A 17525-nucleotide genomic window follows, 5' to 3' on the forward strand; every position below is an offset into this window, starting at 1 on the left:
TTACGAGAGTCGAAAAAGACATTGACATCAGAACTAAATGGGAACAAAGTTAGAACATAGAGAGTATGGAGAGACAAATGACTGACATCATCCGTGATATTGCTGCATTCGCTTCCATCGCCGTCTTCGTTGCCAGCTTCGGTGTCATCCTCACTTCCATGTGAAGTGTGACTGTCGTTTCCGTTAGAAATGACGTGTAAACCTTGTCCGTGCCTGTAGACTCTGGTCGAGGAAAAGCCGAAAATCCCGTGACTCAGAATGACGGGATTTTACGAGATGGGCGATATTACAGTTACCGGCGCAGACGCTGGAAAAGACATTCAGACGCCCGGCTTCGTGCACTTGCGGGTTCACTCCGCTTACTCCCTGCTCGAGGGCGCCTTGCCCTTGAAAAAGATCATGTCCAAGGCTGTGGGCGATGGTCAGCCTGCTATTGCCATTACCGATACCAACAACCTCTTTGTCGCTCTCGAGTTCTCCGAAAAGGCTCGTGACGAGGGTTTGCAGCCGATCATTGGTTGCCAGATGTCTATCGACCTGCAGGACGCTGGCGATGATAAGCGCGGCAACAACAGTCTTGCAAAATTGCCAGCCATCGTCGTTCTGGCGGCAGATGCTAAGGGTTATGAGCGTCTCGTAGACCTCATCAGCCGTGCCTATCTTGATGGAGAGGACACCGGTCCTTCCGTCTGCATCACGAAAGATTGGTTGGATGAGGGGGATAATTCTGGCCTGATCGTCCTCAGCGGTGCATCCGGCGGGCCTATCGACATGGCGCTGAGAGAGGGCCATGCGGCTCAGGCCACAAAACGCCTGCTGACACTGAAAGAGCTTTTCGGTGATCGCTTCTATATCGAACTGCAGCGGCAGGGCAATTTTGACCGCGCCCACGAACGGCGCATGGTGGCACTTGCCTATGAGCATGACCTGCCTCTGGTTGCCACCAACGAGGCGTTCTTTCCATCGCGCGCTGATTATGACGCCCATGATGCTCTGATGGCGGTTGCCCACAATGCCATCGTGTCCGATGACACACGCTTTCGCCTGACGCCCGATCATTATCTCAAAAGCCGCGAAGAGATGATGGCGCTGTTTGCCGATCTTCCTGAGGCGCTTGAGAATACCATCGAGATCGCGCAGCGCTGCTCCTATGTGCTGAAGAAGCGCGGGCCGATCCTGCCGCGCTTTACCGGCGCAAGTGAAGACCCTGACGAGGCTGACCGTGCCGAGGGTGCTGAACTGCGCCGTCAGGCCGTCGAGGGTCTGGAGCATAGGCTATCGGCGCTCGGCATGGCGCCGGGCTATACCGAACAGGAATATCGCGACCGGCTGGATTTCGAACTCGGCGTTATCGAGCGCATGAAGTTTCCGGGCTACTTCCTCATCGTTGCCGACTTTATCAAATGGGCCAAGCTGCAGGATATCCCCGTCGGCCCCGGCCGTGGTTCGGGTGCGGGCTCGCTGGTTGCCTATGCGCTGACCATTACCGACGTCGATCCGCTTCGTTTCTCGCTCCTGTTCGAACGCTTCCTGAACCCCGAACGCGTGTCCATGCCCGACTTCGACATCGACTTCTGCCAGGATCGTCGCGAAGAAGTCATTCGCTACGTTCAGAAAAAATATGGCCGCGAACAGGTCGCGCAGATCATCACCTTCGGTTCGTTGCAGGCCCGTGCGGCGCTGCGCGATGTTGGTCGTGTGCTGGAAATGCCCTATGGGCAGGTGGACCGCATTTGTAAGCTGGTGCCGAACAACCCGGCCAACCCCACGCCCTTGTCCAAGGCCATCGAGGAGGAGCCGCGCTTTCAGGAAGAGGCGGACAAGGAGCCCGTCGTTGCTCGCCTTCTTGATATCGCCCAGAAGATCGAGGGGCTTTACCGCCACGCCTCCACCCACGCCGCCGGTATCGTGATCGGCGATCGCCCGCTTTCCAAGCTGGTGCCCATGTATCGTGACCCTCGCTCGGACATGCCGGTCACCCAGTTCAACATGAAATGGGTCGAAAGTGCCGGTCTCGTCAAATTCGACTTCTTGGGTCTGAAGACGCTCACCGTTTTGAAAGTCGCGGTGGATTTCGTTGCGCGCAAGGGCATCAAGGTTGATCTGGCTGCGATCCCGCTTGAGGACGTGAAGACCTACGAGATGCTGTCGCGCGGTGAAACCATTGGCGTGTTCCAGGTGGAAAGTGCGGGCATGCGCAAGGCGCTGATCGGCATGCGGCCTGACTGCATCGAGGATATTATTGCGCTGGTGGCGCTGTATCGTCCGGGTCCGATGGAGAATATCCCGGTTTATAACGCCCGTAAGCATGGCGAGGAAGAGATCGAGTCGATCCACCCGACCATCGATTACCTGCTGAAGGAAACCCAGGGCGTTATCGTCTATCAGGAACAGGTGATGCAGATCGCTCAGGTTCTCTCGGGCTATTCGCTCGGTGAAGCCGACCTTCTGCGCCGCGCCATGGGTAAGAAGATCAAGGAGGAGATGGACCAGCAGCGCGAACGTTTCGTTGAAGGCGCGATGCGCAACGACGTCTCCAAGGCGCAGTCCAACACCATTTTCGATCTTTTGGCGAAGTTCGCTAATTACGGCTTCAACAAATCCCACGCAGCAGCCTACGCCATCGTCTCGTACCAGACGGCCTATATGAAGGCACATTATCCGGTCGAGTTTCTGGCGGCATCCATGACGTTGGATATGGCCAATACGGAAAAGGTCAACGACTTCCGCCAGGATGCGGGCCGCATGGGCATCGAAATCGTTGCCCCTTCGGTGCAGACATCTCACCGCCGTTTTGAGCCGGGCGAAAACCGCATCTATTATTCGCTGGCTGCGCTGAAGGGCGTGGGCGAAGGCGCGGTCGATCATATTGTCGAGGTGCGCGGTGAAACGCCATTTGCAAGCCTTGAAGATTTCTGCCTGCGCATTGATCCCAAGCAGGTCAACCGCCGCGTTCTGGAAAGCCTCATCAATGCGGGTGCTTTCGATTGCTTTGGCAAGGATCGTGCCGAACTGATCGGCGGGCTGGACCGCATCATCGGTTATGCGCAACTGGCGCAAAGCCGGCGCGTTAGCGGCCAGCACGACATGTTCGGCTCAGGCGGGGCAAGCGGTCCGGAAAAGCTGGTGCTGCCAGCGTTCCAGCCATGGCTCGCCTCGGAAAAGCTGCTGCGCGAATATCAGGTGCTAGGCTTTTACCTCACCGCGCATCCACTGGATACGTATCGCGCCATTCTCGATAAGCTACGCGTGCAAAACATCGCAGACTTTACCGCCTCGGTGAAACAGGGCGCGACTGCCGGTCGCTTGGCTGGCACCGTTACCGGCAAGCAGGAGCGCAAGACCAGAACCGGCAACAAGATGGGCATCATCACCTTTTCGGACGCATCCGGCCAGTATGAGGCTGTGCTGTTTTCCGAAGGTCTGGCCCAGTATCGCGATCTGCTGGAGGTCGGCAAATCGCTGGTCATCACCGTTCAGGCTGAAGAACGCCCTGAGGGCATCGGCCTGCGCATTCAGACGGCGCAATCGCTGGAAGAACGCTCGGTGCAGATGCAGAAAGCACTGCGGGTTTATTTGCGCGATTCAGGCCCTATGAAGACTCTGGCGCATCACCTCAACCGGGGCGATGGCGCGGTGTATTTCGTGCTGATCAAGGATGACGGGCAGCGCGAGATTGAGCTCGAACTGCCCGGAAAGTACCGTATCTCACCTGAGATTGGCGCTGCGTTCCGCTCCGCACCTGGCGTCGTGGATGTTGAACTGATCTGACGCTTAAAACAGGCGCGTATACGGGTATGCGTAGCCGCCGCGGTCAACGAAGCCCTGGCGCGAAAGGCATGCTCTAACCGCGACAGTGTAATAGGTCGATGTGGTGTATGCCGTCCCACGTGGCGGTGTGCTGGCTTCCGCTGTGCATTTCATCACGGCGCGATCAAAAATGTCCAGTATGATAGGATCGCTCGTCACGTCAGGGCCCGCATAGATCCGGTAGTTTAGCGGCGCTTCGGCAGCCGATACGCATGCGAGGCCAAGAAGGGCTGCGGCAATATATTTGAAGTTCATCTGCTGGCTCTCCACGTTGTCATGTCGAGCCATTGCAACGCTTGCCACTCCACTTCGTTCCCGCAGGGCGTGCAGCCTGTCAGATCGGCCCGTCGCGGGTAATGGTAATGAAGTCCGTTCCCTTGCCAGTCTCCAGCCCGTGGCTCAGATCCGCAATGGTGATGGAACTGCCGGTCGTAAGGTTAGCCTCAAGCTCTGCACGGATTGAAACGGGAATTTCGAGACGATCCAGCACCGACTTAAGTGGGTTCGGCAGGCCGGGCGCATCCGCCACATCTATGCCGAGGCGCCTGCGTGCAGCCGTGGGAAGATGGTTTTCCAACGTCAGCCCGTTCCATTTCGCCTCGTCGCCATCCATATCGATCACTTCGAAGAAGTGCGTGCCGAGCGCCACATGCGGGTCCTTGATGTGAAGGGGCGCCTCAAACAATGGCTCGTGATCCCTGCGCACCATGATCTGTCCATTGGGTGCCGCGTCCGCGCCCGCAGATTCATAAAGCGCATCGATGAATTCATCGCTCAAAAGCGGGCCTGTCGTCTTGATGTTCTTCCAGCGTTTGAAGCCATTCACGGCGCTGATCGTCATCTGCCCCGAATAGCCATCTGCCACGCCGGCATCGAAGCCGATAGCGGTTAGAAGACGTTGTACGTCGATGATTTTCTCACGCTCGCCACGGCGGGTGATGAGAACGCGAAGCGGCAAAAGGTTGGTCGGCCTTGATGCTTTGGGTTTCACCGAGCTTGTTGTCTCGTAGACAGCCACCTCAACCAACTTCAGTGACGCATCGAAGTTTGAAGGGCGCAACTCCACATCAGACAGCATCAGCCCTTTGTCAGGCGTGCTGTGCGGCTGGGGAAGGGCAGGGTGCTCTATGGCGCGTGGCACGACATCGGCATCCGATATGATGACATGCACACCACGCCCTGTCATGCCAAACAGGTTCTTCGCGAATTTGGCTGGCAGGCGAACGCAGCCGTGAGAGGCGGGATAGTCAGGTACATGCCCCTCATGCAGCGCAATGCCGGACCATGTCAGCCGCTGCATGAACGGCATGGGCGCGGCGGAATAGATGTTGGATTCGTGATATTTCCGCTTGTCGAGAATAGAGAAGATGCCGCTTGGCGTCTCATGGCCGGTCTTGCCGGAAGAGACTTTCGATGTCGCGATTAACGCGCCGCCATCATAAAGAGACAGCGTCTGCTCGCTCTTGGAAATAATGACCTGCAAGCTGCGCGTATCGCCCGCCAAGGCGGTATGCACCAGAAGAGAGGTGGAAAGGAGACATGCTCCGACAAAGGCACGCAACATCATGTGTCACTCCAACGCATTACAAATCATGGCTTTTCGGAAAAGACATGGGGGAGCCTGACGACCGACCAAACCATGCGCGGCGTCTTGATGCGAAACCATAACGGTCGGAATTTAAGGAAACTTTTAAATAGTCATCACGCCTGCGTGTCGGGCGACTATTTTTGGGTGCCGAATGTATAACCTGTTTCAACAGCACCCTTGCCAAACTTGTCGCGCAGCTTGTCCATCGCAGCCTCCGCTGCCGCCCTGCGTCCGGCATTGATATCAACGAGGTCAGGCGGGTCGGCCAAATCTCCCTTGCAGAGGTCGGTCACGCCAATGCCGATAAGGCGGAACTTGGTCCCGTCAGTTTCCTTTTCCAGCAGGGAAATGCCCGTGCGGAAAATCCTGTCGGCCAGTTGCGTCGGGTCTTCCAGCCGCTTGTTGCGGGTGCGGGATTTGAAGTCTGAGGTCTTCATTTTCAAGACGACCGTATGGCCCGCCACTTCGTTCTTCTTCAATCGCCACGCCACTTTTTCCGAGAGTGACCTCAAAATGGAAACCAGCTCGTCATGGCGGGATATGTCATTGAAGAATGTGGTCTCGGCGGAAACGCTTTTGGCCGGATCATTGAGGTGCACATCGCGGTCATCAATGCCGCGGGAAAGGCGATAAAGACGCTGCCCCATAGTGCCGTAGCGGCGCATCAGGACACCTTCATCCATCTGCTGCAGTTGCGAGATTGTGCGGATGCCATCCGCTTCCAGCGTTGCGGCAAAGGCCTTGCCCACACCCCATATGGTTGTCACCGGGCGGGGACCAAGAAACTCCATCGCCTCTTTTTCCCCGATCACCGAAAAGCCGCGTGGCTTTTGCAGGTCGGACGCTACCTTTGCCAGAAACTTGCAATAGGAAAGGCCGACGGAGACAGAGATGCCGATTTCCTTCTCCACCCGGCGTGCAAAACCGGCCAGCACCCGGGCAGGCGGGTCGTGGTGCAAGCGCTCGGTGCCGGAAAGATCGAGAAATGCTTCATCGATGGAAACAGGCTGCACCAGCGGTGTCAGATCCTCCATCATGCTTCGGATCTGTTTTCCGACCCGGCTGTATTTCTCCATGTCAGGCCGCACGACCACGGCCTGCGGGCAGGCCTCCAGCGCCTTGAACATGGGCATGGCAGAGCGCACACCATGAATGCGGGCAATGTAGCAGGCCGTGGAGACGACGCCGCGCTTGCCGCCGCCTATAATCACCGGCTTGTCTGCCAGTTCAGGGTTGTCGCGCTTTTCCACAGAGGCATAAAACGCATCGCAATCGATATGGGCGATGGAGAGATCGTAGAGTTCGGCGTGATAGACGAGGCGAGGGCTGCCGCATCGCAGGCAACGCCTTGTGCCCACCGGCTGGCCAGCCAGACAGTCACGGCAGAAACCGGGATCGTAGTGCGTCGACAAAGCGGCCATGGCTCGAAACAAAGAGTGAACGTTTCGCACCATAGTATGTTATGGGTATAGTCTCAAGAGATGGAGAGACGCCGCTGGCTCAAAACTCGCCTGATCCCAGGCCCGGTCCGGAGAACTTATGCCACGCCGCCTCCACATCTTCGGGCTTCGTGCCGGTCACCTCGCAAAACGCCATGAGGTCAGGTTCGTGGCTCATCAGAAAGTCTACGAGGCCCGCCAGAAAACCGGGATCGTTGACGGCCTGTCGCAGCATGTTGGGCTGCAAGCCGGTGAGAGCCAGAAATCGTGCAAGCATATCCGGTTCGCTGGCGAGCCAGCCAAGTATGGCAACCGCCGTTTCATGACTGTCTTTGGGCGCGCGTCCGCTGTTTTTTGTGTCGTGCAACATTTGTTTACTGAAGTTACCTATTTCTCAACCAAATCCCCATAGCGTGCATGCTTCGGGGACAATGGAATCGCTTCTCAGGCACACTATATGTCTACGAACTGGTTTCAAAGTGAAACAAGGACTGATCGCATGCCCAAACAGGTCATGATAGTTGAAGACAATGAGCTGAATATGAAGCTCTTTCGCGACCTGATCGAGGCGTCTGGTTATACAACCATCCAGACCCGCAATGGCATGGAAGCACTTGAGCTGGCACGCAAGCACCGGCCTGACCTCATTCTCATGGACATTCAGTTGCCAGAAGTCTCCGGTCTGGAAGTGACCAAATGGCTGAAGGAAGATGACGAATTGCACGTCATTCCCGTCATTGCCGTTACGGCCTTCGCCATGAAGGGTGATGAGGAACGCATTCGCCAGGGTGGATGTGAGGCCTATGTTTCAAAGCCCATTTCCGTGCCAAAATTTATTGAGACCATCAAAACATATCTGGGCGACGTTTAAGTCGGGGCTAGGCAAATGACTGCGAGAATTCTGGTCGTCGATGACATTCCAACAAACGTAAAGCTTCTTGAAGCGAGGCTTTCAGCGGAATATTTTGACGTCCTGTGTGCAGATAATGGCGCGCGGGCTTTGGCCATCTGCCAGACAGAGCAGGTCGATATTGTTCTTCTGGACATCATGATGCCGGATATGGACGGCTTCGAGGTCTGCGAGCGGCTGAAGGCAAACCCTGTGACGGCGCATATTCCCGTGGTCATGGTCACCGCCCTCGACCAGCCGGCAGATCGCGTGCGCGGTCTAAAAGCCGGTGCCGATGACTTTCTGACAAAGCCCGTCAACGATCTGCAATTGATATCCCGCGTCAAGAGCCTCGTGCGCCTGAAGACGATGAGTGACGAGTTGCGCGCGCGCGTGAAGACCGCCCAGAACATCAATGCGGGTGATCCTATTTCCGAAAGCGCGCAGATCGAAAAGCCAGGCCGCGTCCTGCTGATTGACGAACGGCCAAGCTCGCAGGAACGCATCATCAAGGCTCTCAAGCCCGTTGCCGAGGTTTTCGCTATTAGCGAACCGGCTGCGGCTCTGTTTGAAGCAGCCGAGAATGACTATGAAATGGTCATCGTCAATTCGAACTTCGAGAATTTCGATCCGCTGCGTCTTTGCTCGCAGCTGCGCTCTTTGGAGCGAACACGGTTCCTTCCGTTGCTTCTGGTCACGGAGCAGGGCGATGAGGCGATGATCGTTCGCGGCCTGGAACTGGGGATCAACGACTATATCGTTCGCCCCATTGACCCCAATGAGCTTGTGGCGCGCACGCTGACGCAGATCAAGCGAAAGCGCTTCAACACCAAACTGCGGGAAAATCTGGACCAGACCATCGAAATGGCCGTGATAGACGCTCTCACGGGGCTCAACAATCGCCGCTACCTCGATAACCACCTCAAGGTGCTGTTCACCCGTGCCGCTGCACGCCAGCGTCCTCTGTCCGTCTGCATCACGGATATAGACCGCTTCAAGGACGTGAATGACACGTACGGGCATGATGCGGGCGACGAGGTTCTGCGGGAATTTGCTTCAAGACTGCGCTCGACCGTTCGTGGCGCGGATCTGGCCTGCCGGTACGGCGGCGAAGAATTCGTCGTGGTCATGCCGGATACGCCTGTTGATATGGCCGCTGCCGTGGCCGAGCGACTGCGCTCGATCATCGAAGGCGCGCCCTTTACGCTGCGTTCGGGCCGCGAGTTGCACATCACAGCATCGCTCGGCATCGCCACCAATGCGCAATCAGTGGAAACCCCTGAGGCGCTGATGCGGCAGGCGGACATGGCGCTCTACGAGGCGAAGACAGCCGGGCGCAACCGTGTCGTCGCTTCTGCCGCCTGAGTGACGTTCAACTCATCACAGAAACAGAAACTTGGTTTCACCTGGTCAGTACCGGTGAAGGGACAAGTTTTGTCTGTCGACAGTATAATTTAATTTCTCTGATTAAGAAGAAGCTGTTTGATTTAACTATTAATAATACTTACTGTGCGTTGTAATGCTTTAATTGGACGGAAATTCCGTATCATCCTGGGATATTTAACCATATCCAGAGACAACACAGCGATTTGATTAATAATCTGTTGATTTAGTTCGAGTGTTACGCGATAGTCCACTCACAAAAAAACTATCTGCACTTGCAGCAAACTTAAGCCGCTGCAATCATGACGATAGATCGGTAATTTGGACATCTGCTTTTCTTCAGGAAAAGCTTATATGCTTCAGTTACCCCATGGTGCTCAGGTCCGCCGCATTCCTGGGTCTTGGGGTTGGTCGACCGGTGATGCTTTGAATGGTTCCTCGTACTGTCATTGCTGTCCCGGTCGACCCACTTTTCTCTCTCATCTCCCACACACACACTCTCTCTACCTATAACGCTCGGCTGGTGGCTCGTTCGCGTTTCCGTGCGCGTCCGCATCTGACGGGCGCCCTGAAGTGCTGTGCTGGGCTATAAAAGGGCAGGCGCGGTGGGCTAAATGCGCGCAACAAAAAACGCGCCTCTGAGGGCGCGTTTTTGGCAGTTCATGGATAGAAGATTACTTGATCTTCGTTTCCTTGAATTCAACGTGCTTGCGTACGACTGGATCGTACTTTGTCTTCGTCATCTTGTCCGTGAATGTACGGCTGTTCTTTGTGGTGACGTAGAAAGTACCGGTGTCGGCCGTCGACAGCAGCTTGATCTTGATTGTTGTAGCTTTCGCCATGGTCGTCCTGCCTTTAACAAATAGTGAGTCCGCGGCCCTGTTGGACCCCGGCTAAATCTGGCGCGAAACTACGGATCGCGCCTGAAAAGTCAAGTCCGATTTGATCCGAAAACCGAACGCGCAATGGAAAGCACCACGTATAGCCCGAAAAACATCGCCAAAGCCCATGCAAAACCATCTGGTCCGACAATATCCATGGAGATACCCACCGTCTGCGGCCCGGCAATGGTGCCAATGGCATAACAGAAGATGAAGGCGGCATTGGCGGCCACAAGGTCCGAGCCGGTGAGGCGAGAGCCGAGATGAGTAAGGCCCACCGTATACATGCCCGATACGCAGCCACCCCACAGCAGCAGCATCGATGAGAGCAGCATCCAGTTATCCACCAGCAAAGGCAGCGCAAGCGTGCCTATGACGCCTGTGAGGGCCATGAGGCCCAACAGGACGCGTCTGTCCTTGATGCGGTCTGAGAGCATGCCAATGGGGATCTGGAACGCCATGTTGCCGATGGCCATGACTGTGAGAAGCAAGGCCGCCTGTGATTCGCTGAAACCTTCTCGAGTCGCATAGACTGGGAAAAGAGAAAGCCCGCCCGCCTGCACCGACCCGTAGACAAAAGCGGCGGCAGAGGCCATCGGCACCAGCCAGATGTAACGGACGAAATGGTGATTGGGCTTTTCATCAAGGCTGGGGCTCTCATGGCGTGCGAGATAAATTGGAATCGCCGCCAGAAGGATGATGGCCGCCCCTAGAAGGAAAGGGGTGATTCCCTCACTGCCAATCGCTGAAAACAGCAATGGCCCGCCCGCAAAGCCAACCGCCATGCCGGTGGCGTACATGCCCAGCACCAGGCCGCGCCGTTTGGGTGGCGCTGCGGCGTTGATCCAGAATTCCGACAGGATGAACAGCATGGTCGTTGCGCCGTGGAAGACGATTCGCAGCGGAAACCACATCCAGAATGCTTCTGCGAAATAAAATCCAAGCGCGCTGATGGCGGAGACGACGACGGCAGTCATCATGGTCCGCGCAACACCGAATTCATGCGCCAGCCTGCTGGTCATGGGTGCCGCGATCATGGCTGCAACGCCCGCCATGGCGGTGTTGAGGCCGATCATCGTTGAAGAGATGCCGCGTTTCTCAAGGATGATACTCAAAAGCGGCAGCCCCAGACCGATGGCGATGCCCACGGCGCTGATGGCGGATATGGCGGCTATGAGTGAGGGCCAGTGAATATCATCGGCGTCACTAGTCGGATGGGACATGTAGACCTTTATAGAAAGCCACGAGTAAACGTGCCGCGACGCTCAAAATATTGTCGCACCGGGCTCTCGAATTGCAATGAACGATCACCTATCACGAACTTTGTGACATCTTCGAGAACCATGCGCGTAATGGGCGCCATGTTCACACCGGAATTGTCCTGGATGTCAAGCCATTCGAGATGCTGCAGCTCATCTGAATCCCGGGCCGCCATCGGCTCTATGCCCACTTCATCCGTAAAACAGCAGAAAAAGCGTGTGTCATATCGCCTGATCCGGCCGGGAGGTGTGATGGCGCGTGCAACGAACCGCAGGCAGGACAAGTCAGGTCCGGTCCGGTGCTTCCTTGCTCATCGCTTCGAAAGCGAAGCCCCGTCTCCTCGTGCAATTCGCGCAGGGCCGCGAGCGCCAGCGCCCGTGCACGCTTCTGCGACACCGCTCTTGACGATGCGCGCATGAGCTTGTCGAGAACGACGGGGTGCAGATCGCTGGCAAAGGGCAGGGTGCTGTCTTCACGGTCGCGCTTGCCACCGGGAAAGACGTAAACGTCAGGCATGAACACATGCGCGCTCGAGCGTTTCCCCATCAGCACACGCATTCTGGGCGTCGATCTGTCCATCAGCAGGATCGACGCTGCATCTTTCGGGCGCAGATAAGGTGCTTTTTCAGCGGCGTGGTCGAGCGTCACAATGGCCGGATCCGATCAGTGAGATGAACCATCAATCTGCTTTTTCTCGGGCTCATCACCGAAACCATGCATGCGCAAGGCCCACTGCCAGCCAATGACCGCGCCTTTGATCGGCTGGATCGTCAGCAGCGCGACGAGAACAGTGATCGGCACCCAGATCGCGAAGTGGACCCACATCGGCACCAGAAACACCGTATCCGTCATCATGAAGCCGCCAACAGCAATGTGGCCGAGGATCGTGATGGAAATATAGGGTGGCAGATCGTCCGAGCGCTGGTGGTGCATATCCGCGCCACAGGAGGCGCACTCATCCACCGGCTTCAACCACTTACGAAACAGGTGGCCGTCGCCACAGGCCGGGCAACGGCTCAGCATGCCGCGCTTGATGGAGCGCCCGACAGGACGAACTTCCGGCGTACCGCCATACTGCACTGTCTGCGTCTCGATCGTCGTCATGCGCTTCATCCTTGCTCTTGCAGATCTATCTGCGTCTGCGTGGCGGTCTCGTGCCGGGTGTCGGTCCGCCACTGCGCCGTGTTGTCTTGTGGAACGAGCGTGTCGCTGCGGGCAGTTTCTTGCCTTCGCTCAACGCTTCGAACCGCAAAGCACCGGCCAGAGGTACCGCTTCCGCCAGACGAACCTGAATGGTATCGCCCAGCTGGTATCCAAGTCCCGACTTTTCACCCGTCAGCGCCTGATGCGCCTCATCATAGATGTAATAGTCTCGACCCAGCGTAGATATAGGAATGAATCCGTCAGCACCAAACTGTGGAAGCGCGACAAATAGTCCGGCTTTTGTCACGCCACCAACGCGTCCCTCGAATTCCTCGCCCACGCGCTCGGAAAGGTGATGCGCGATTAACCGGTTTACCGTGTCGCGCTCCGCCGCCATTGCACGACGCTCGAAGGTCGAGATTTCCGCCGCGATATCGGCAAGCGTTGCCTCTTCCTGCGGCGTGATGCCGCCTTCACCCAGACCCAGCGAACCAACCAGCGCCCGGTGCACGATCAGATCGGCATAGCGCCGGATTGGTGAGGTGAAGTGCGCATACTTCATCAGGTTGAGGCCGAAATGGCCGATATTGTCAGGGCTGTAGATCGCCTGGCTCTGAGAGCGCAGCACCATCTCGTTGACAATGATCTGGTGCGGCGTATCCAGCGCGCGGGCCAGAATGCCGTTGAAGGAATTGGCGCGAACCTGCCCGCCCTTGACCAGCGAAAAGCCGATGGTGGTCAGAAACTCGCGCAGCACTTCCTGCTTGGCAATGGTCGGCGCATCATGCACGCGGTAAACCAGCGGCTGCTTCTTGCCCTCAAGCGTTTCGGCTGCGCAGACATTGGCCTGGATCATCATCTCTTCGATCAGCTTATGCGCGTCGAGACGTTCAGGAACATGCACACGGTCAACCGTGCCGTCCGCTTTCAGAATGATCTTTCGTTCCGGCATATCCAGCTCAAGCGGCTGGCGGCGGTCACGGCCAATCGCCATGATCTCGTAGGCATGCCACAGGGGCCGCAGGATCGGCTCCAGCATCGGGCCGGTCTTGTCGTCGGGGTTGCCGTCGATTGCCGCCTGCGCCTGCTGGTAGGAAAGCTTGGCCGCACTCTTCATCATGATGCGGTGGAACGTATGGCTGGCCTTGCGGCCTTCCTTCGAAAACACCATGCGAACCGCGATGGCCGGGCGATCCAGCCCTTCTTTCAGCGAGCAGAGGTCGTTGGAAATCCGCTCTGGCAGCATCGGCACGACGCGGTCGGGGAAGTAGACAGAATTGCCGCGCTTCAGCGCCTCGCGGTCAAGTGCGGAACCAGTGCGGACGTAATAGGACACATCCGCAATCGCAACGGTTACGATCACGCCGTCAGGATTATCGGGAGATGGATCAAGCTCGGCATAAACCGCGTCATCGTGGTCTTTTGCGTCAGCCGGGTCGATGGTGATGAGCGGCAGTTTGCGCCAGTCTTCACGGTGCGCCATCGTCGCGGGCTTGGCAGCATCCGCTGCCGCCAGTGCGTCGGATGGGAAAATGTGTGGAATGCCGTGGGCATAGATGGCGATCATCGAGATCGCCTTCTCCGATGCGACAGAGCCGACCACCGACAGAACCTTGGCGCGTGGCAGCCCATAGCGCCCGCTGTTGCGTGAGGTTTCCACCTCCACCAGATCGCCGTCCTTGGCACCACCGACGCCATCGGGATCGATGACCATTTCTTCGCCGCGTCGCTCGACCGGCATCAAACGGCCACCGCCACCAGGTGTTTCCTTGAACACACCGAGCGAACCGCCCTGACGTCTGTCGATCAGCTTGATGATCCGCGCCGTATAGGCAGGGCCACCCAGCTCTTTCGAAGGGAAAATCTTCGCCAGTACGCGGTCACCAAGACCGCCAACGGGAACCTTGCCCTTGTTGCGGTCGGCAGAGGATTGCCGGATGGTCACAGCTGGGGCTGCGCCCTGATCGTCAGGCCATTCGGCAGGCCGGCCAATCAGTCCGCCATCCTTGTCGCGTGTGGTAATGTCCAGCACCGTCACCGGCGGCAGACCACCCGGCTTCATCAGGGATTTGCGGCTCTTGTGCACCATGCCATCGGTCTCAAGCTCCTTGAGCAGAGCCTTGAGAATGATGCGCGTTTCACCCTTCAGCCCGAAGGCCTTGGCGATTTCGCGCTTGGAGGCCTGATCGGGATGCTCGGCGATAAATTTCAGCAGCACGTCGCGCGGCGGAACCTCACCATGGATGATGCCCGCAGACTCGAGGACTTTTTTTCCGCGACCGGTACGGCCGAAGCCATCGCCCGCCGAGCCGGATGTCTTACGCGGTGCTTTGCTCAAGATTCTGCCTTCTTCGCTTTTGGAGCAGCCTTTGGTTTGGCTGCTGTTTTCGGCTTTGCAGCCGCTTTTGGTTTCGCTGCCGCCTTCGGCTTGGCCTTGGCTTTCGTCTCGCCATCGGCGCTCTCAGCCTTGACTGCCTTTTTAGGCGCAGCTGCTTTCTTGGCTTTCACGGGCTTGCCTGTGCTGCCGGTGCCGGTCTTGGCAATGCGCTCGGCAATCAGCACAAGGGCTTCGTCAAGCGTCACAGTGTCAGGAGCCTGCGCCTTGGGAATGGTCGCGTTGACCTTGCCCCAGTTCACGTAAGGCCCGTATTTGCCATCGCGAACGGTAATCGCGCCGCCATCGGGGTGGTCGCCCAGTTCCTTCAGCGCCGCCGGTGTCGCAGAGCGGCCACGTCCGGGCGATGCCTTCTTCTCGGCAATCACGGTCACGGCACGGTTCAGGCCGATGGAGAACACATCTTCGATGCTTTCCAGATTGGCATAGCCACCATCATGCAGCAGGAACGGTCCGTAACGACCAAGGCCCGCCGAAATCATCTTGCCCGATTCCGGGTGCTGGCCAATGTCACGCGGAAGGTTGATCAGCGCCAGCGCCTTCTCATGGTCGATATCTTCAGGCTTCCAGCCCTTGGGCAGCGACGAACGCTTGGCTTCCTTGCCCTCGCCACGCTGAATGTAAGGTCCGAAACGGCCGGAGCGCAATGTCAGCTCTTCGCCGGTGTGCGGGTCTGCACCCAGCGCCTTCGGCTCATTGAGCGCGGCAGCATCGGCTTCCGCTCCGTCAGAGTTCAACTGGCGCGTGAAGTTGCATTCGGGATAATTGGAACAGCCAACGAAGGCGCCGTATTTGCCGAGCTTCAGCGAAAGGTTGCCCGTGCCGCAAACCTGGCAGATGCGCGGATCGGAACCGTCTTCGCGGGTCGGGAACACCAGCGGTGCCAGAACCTCGTTCAGCGCGTCGAGCACGTTGGTAACGCGCAATTCCTTGGTGTCTTCAATCTGTGCGTAGAAGTCCTTCCAGAAATCGCGAAGAACCTGCTTCCAGTCCAGCTCACCTGCGGAAATACGGTCGAGCTTTTCTTCCAGATCCGCCGTAAAGTCGTATTCGACATATTTGGTGAAGAAGCTTTCCAGAAACGCCGTAACCAGCCGCCCGCGGGAGTGCGGGATGAGCTTGCGCTTGTCGACAATGATATATTCGCGGTCGCTCAGCGTTTTCAGCGTGGCTGCATAGGTGGAAGGGCGGCCGATGCCAAGCTCTTCCATCTTCTTGATCAGCGATGCTTCCGAATAACGCGGTGGCGGCTCGGTAAAGTGCTGGCTGGCATTGATCTTCTGCTTGGCAAGGTCTTCGCGGGCATTGATCTGCGGCAGACGGCCATCTTCATCACCATCGTCGCTCTGCTCGCCATCTTCCTTCTGGTCGGTATAGGCAGCGATAAAGCCATCGAAACGAATGACCGAACCGACAGCGCGAAGGCCTGCAGTCTCGCCCTTGTTTTCGGCCAGAATCTCAACCGTCGTGCGCTCGATTTCAGCCGACGCCATCTGGCTGGCAATGCCGCGCTTCCACACCAGTTCGTACAGACGCAACTGGTCGGCATCGAGGTACTTCTTGACCTGATCGGGCGTGCGGCTGAAGTCTGTTGGGCGGATCGCTTCGTGCGCTTCCTGGGCGTTTTTGGCCTTGGTGGAATAGATACGAGCCTTTTCCGGCACGTAACGGGCGCCGAATTGTTCGCCAATCGCGCCGCGCGCAGCTTCGATCGCCTCAGGTGCCATCTGCACGCCGTCGGTACGCATATAGGTGATCAGACCGACGGTCTCGCCGCCAATGTCGATACCTTCATAAAGGCGCTGGGCAACCTGCATGGTGCGCGAGGCTGAAAAGCCCATGCGCGAAGAGGCCGCCTGTTGCAGCGTCGATGTCGTGAAGGGAGGGCCGGGGTTACGCTTGACGGGCTTCGCCTCAACCGTATCCACGGTGTAGGTCGCGGCTTCCAGCAGCGTCTTCAGGCGGGTCGCATCATCGCCGGTCTTGACCGATCTTACTTGCAGGCGCTTGCCATCGGCAGAGACCAGCTTTGCCTCGAAATCATCGCCACGCGGCGTCTTCAGAAGGGCGGAAATGTTCCAATATTCTTCGGAAACGAAGCGTTCGATTTCCGATTCGCGGTCGCAGACGAGGCGCAGCGATACTGACTGAACACGGCCAGCCGAGCGCGCACCGGGCAGCTTGCGCCACAGAACCGGGGACAGGTTGAAGCCAACGAGATAATCCAGCGCACGGCGGGCAAGGTAAGCATCCACCAGCGGAATATCGATGTCACGCGGATCAGCGACCGCATCCAGAACGGCCTTCTTGGTGATGGCGTTGAACACGACGCGCTTCACCGGCTTGTCGCCAAGCACCTTCTTCTTTTTCAGGAGGTCGAGGACGTGCCAGGAAATGGCTTCACCTTCGCGGTCAGGGTCGGTTGCGAGAAACAATCCGTCCGATGCCTTCACGGCATCTGAGATTTCCTTCATGCGCTTTTGCGAGGCCGGATCGACCTCCCATGTCATTTCGAAATCCTGATCGGGAAGCACGGAGCCATCTTTGGCGGGAAGATCGCGAACGTGGCCAAACGATGCGAGTACCTTATAGCCGGAGCCGAGATACTTATTGATCGTCTTGGCTTTTGCCGGGGATTCTACGACGACGACGATAGTCATATTTTCTTCTTTCGGAACTTGCCCGTTAACATGCGCCACAGCTTTTCAGCCATCAGCGGCGCGACCTTTATTTCGAC

At 57.4% G+C, this 17525-nt stretch carries 12 protein-coding genes and 1 pseudogene; 3 read left to right on the forward strand and 10 right to left on the reverse strand.

The features are described from left to right. Positions 1 to 276: 276 nt before the first annotated feature. Positions 277 to 3771: a DNA polymerase III subunit alpha gene (gene dnaE, locus ACQZ51_RS09600; RefSeq protein ID WP_448776753.1), complete on the forward strand. Its 3495-nt coding sequence runs from the start codon at positions 277 to 279 to the stop codon at positions 3769 to 3771. A 3-nt stretch (positions 3772 to 3774) separates the two neighbouring features. Here dnaE and ACQZ51_RS09605 read toward each other — a convergent pair whose 3' ends face one another. The 4 genes from ACQZ51_RS09605 to ACQZ51_RS09620 all read right to left on the reverse strand — a co-directional run bounded on the left by ACQZ51_RS09605 (position 3775) and on the right by ACQZ51_RS09620 (position 7207). After that, a complete protein-coding gene (locus ACQZ51_RS09605) occupies positions 3775 to 4065 on the reverse strand; it encodes a hypothetical protein (RefSeq protein ID WP_448776754.1) in 291 nt (96 codons plus the stop codon). Positions 4066 to 4144: 79 nt separating this feature from the next. Then, complete coding sequence (locus tag ACQZ51_RS09610) at positions 4145 to 5377, reverse strand: L,D-transpeptidase family protein (RefSeq protein ID WP_448776756.1); 1233 nt, start codon at positions 5375 to 5377, stop codon at positions 4145 to 4147. Between the two features lie 155 nt (positions 5378 to 5532). Continuing rightward, entirely contained in the window at positions 5533 to 6819 is a 1287-nt protein-coding gene (locus ACQZ51_RS09615; RefSeq protein WP_448776758.1) for a DNA polymerase IV, read from the reverse strand. Positions 6820 to 6898: 79 nt separating this feature from the next. Continuing rightward, complete coding sequence (locus ACQZ51_RS09620) at positions 6899 to 7207, reverse strand: DUF3572 domain-containing protein (RefSeq protein ID WP_448776760.1); 309 nt, start codon at positions 7205 to 7207, stop codon at positions 6899 to 6901. A 129-nt stretch (positions 7208 to 7336) separates the two neighbouring features. On the opposite strand from ACQZ51_RS09620, the gene ACQZ51_RS09625 reads away from it, so the two are divergent. Beyond that, positions 7337 to 7708, forward strand: coding sequence for a response regulator (locus tag ACQZ51_RS09625; protein WP_042619642.1), 372 nt, complete (start codon positions 7337 to 7339; stop codon positions 7706 to 7708). 15 nt (positions 7709 to 7723) lie between these two features. Further along, positions 7724 to 9091, forward strand: a complete 1368-nt coding sequence (locus ACQZ51_RS09630) for a PleD family two-component system response regulator (protein ID WP_192066535.1) — start codon at positions 7724 to 7726, stop codon at positions 9089 to 9091. 692 nt (positions 9092 to 9783) lie between these two features. Here ACQZ51_RS09630 and rpmG read toward each other — a convergent pair. From rpmG to topA, 6 genes and pseudogenes are all read right to left on the reverse strand, one after another. Then, positions 9784 to 9951, reverse strand: a complete 168-nt coding sequence (gene rpmG / locus ACQZ51_RS09635; protein WP_003496403.1) for a 50S ribosomal protein L33 — start codon at positions 9949 to 9951, stop codon at positions 9784 to 9786. An 89-nt stretch (positions 9952 to 10040) separates the two neighbouring features. Further along, positions 10041 to 11213: an MFS transporter gene (locus ACQZ51_RS09640; protein WP_448776761.1), complete on the reverse strand. Its 1173-nt coding sequence runs from the start codon at positions 11211 to 11213 to the stop codon at positions 10041 to 10043. Between the two features lie 8 nt (positions 11214 to 11221). Continuing rightward, positions 11222 to 11829 (reverse strand): annotated as a pseudogene (locus ACQZ51_RS09645) (NUDIX domain-containing protein). 84 nt (positions 11830 to 11913) lie between these two features. Next, entirely contained in the window at positions 11914 to 12354 is a 441-nt protein-coding gene (locus ACQZ51_RS09650; protein ID WP_448776763.1) for a DUF983 domain-containing protein, read from the reverse strand. A 25-nt stretch (positions 12355 to 12379) separates the two neighbouring features. Further along, on the reverse strand, positions 12380 to 14731 hold the full coding sequence (gene rnr, locus ACQZ51_RS09655) for a ribonuclease R (RefSeq protein WP_448776764.1): 2352 nt from the start codon (positions 14729 to 14731) through the stop codon (positions 12380 to 12382). Beyond that, positions 14728 to 17448 (reverse strand): type I DNA topoisomerase, encoded by a 2721-nt coding sequence (topA, locus tag ACQZ51_RS09660; protein WP_448776766.1) that lies wholly within the window; start codon positions 17446 to 17448, stop codon positions 14728 to 14730. The genes rnr and topA overlap by 4 nt, the downstream gene beginning before the upstream one ends. Positions 17449 to 17525 lie beyond the last annotated feature (77 nt).

The sequence above is a fragment of the Agrobacterium sp. CG674 genome, assembly GCF_053521645.1.